This is a genomic window from Streptomyces sp. NPDC007875, from assembly GCF_042868035.1.
Lineage (GTDB): Bacteria > Actinomycetota > Actinomycetes > Streptomycetales > Streptomycetaceae > Streptomyces > Streptomyces antimycoticus.
This window is the reverse complement of the sequence record NZ_JBIADZ010000109.1, coordinates 1-1,478: the sequence shown is the minus strand read 5'-3', so window position 1 is coordinate 1,478 and position 1,478 is coordinate 1. Positions and strand designations below refer to the sequence as shown.

Genomic DNA, 1,478 nt, shown 5'->3' with positions numbered 1-1,478 from the left:
CGCTTCTCGGTGCGCGGGAAGCTGTACTCGCCGGAGGAGATCAGTGCCCAGGTGCTGCGCAAGCTGGCCGACGATGCGGGGAAGCAGCTGGGCGAGCGGGTGACCGAGGCGGTCATCACGGTGCCCGCGTACTTCAACGACGCTCAGCGCAGCGCCACCAAGGACGCCGGTGAGATCGCCGGTCTGAAGGTGCTGCGGATCATCAACGAGCCGACGGCGGCCGCCCTCGCGTACGGTCTGGACAAGAAGGGCCATGAGACGGTCCTGGTCTTCGATCTCGGCGGCGGGACCTTCGACGTGTCGGTCCTCGACGTCGGGGACGGGGTGGTGGAGGTCCGCTCCACCGCGGGCGACAGCCACCTGGGCGGTGACGATTTCGACCGGCGGCTGGTCGACCACCTCGCGGACAAGTTCCAGCAGGAGAACGGCATCGACCTGCGCCGGGACCCGCAGGCGCTGCAGCGGCTCTTCGAGGCCGCGGAGAAGGCCAAGACCGAGCTGAGCTCGGTGACTCAGACCCAGGTGAATCTGCCGTTCATCACGGCGGATGCCGCCGGTCCCAGGCATCTGACCGAGACCGTGATGCGGTCCACCTTCGAGCACCTCACCGCCGATCTGGTGGAGCGCTGTCTGGGCCCGGTGCAGCAGGCCATGGCCGATGCCAAGGCCGGGGAGAGTGACATCGACGAGGTGATCCTGGTCGGCGGCTCGACCCGGATCCCCGCCGTGCAGGCCCTGGTCCGCCGGCTGACCGGCGGCAAGGAGCCCAATATGAGCGTCAACCCCGACGAGGTCGTGGCGCTGGGTGCCGCGATTCAGGCCGGGGTGCTCAAGGGCGAGGTCAAGGACGTTCTGCTGCTCGATGTCACCCCGCTGTCGCTGGGGGTGGAGACCCGCGGCGGCGTCATGACGAAGATCATCGATCGGAACACCACGATCCCGGTGCGCCGTACCGAGACGTTTTCCACGGCTGAGGACAATCAGCAGGCCGTGGACATCGTGATCCTCCAGGGCGAGCGGGAGCGGGCCGCCGACAACCGGGTGCTGGGCCGTTTCCAGCTGACCGGTATCCGCCCGGCGCCGCGCGGCGAGCCGCAGGTCGAGGTGACCTTCGATATCGACGCCAACGGCATCCTGAATGTCACGGCGCGGGATCAGGACACCGGCAAGGAGCAGTCCGTCCAGATCAGCGAGACCGGCAATCTCGACCGGGGCGAGGTGGAGCGGATGGTCCAGGAGGCCGAGCGCAACCGCGGCGAGGACCAGGCGCTGCGCGAGGCCGTGGACGCGCGCAATGAGCTGGACGCCATCGCCTACCAGGTCGAGAAGCGTCTTTCCGAACTGGGCGACGCGGCGCCCTCTCATGAGCGGTCGCGCGCCGAGATGCTGGTGAACGATGCCCGTGAGGCGGTCAGGAACGAGGCCGGTGTCGACCGGACCAGGCCGCTGGTCTCCGAGCTCCAGCAGGTCTACGCGGG

1 protein-coding gene is annotated in these 1,478 nt (G+C 68.6%); it reads left to right on the top strand.

Annotation, left to right across the window (positions count from 1 at the left end; translation table 11 throughout):
• On the top strand, window positions 1–1,478 hold a 1,478-nt coding region (dnaK, locus tag ACFYOY_RS49150), incomplete at both ends, for a molecular chaperone DnaK (RefSeq protein ID WP_388594657.1).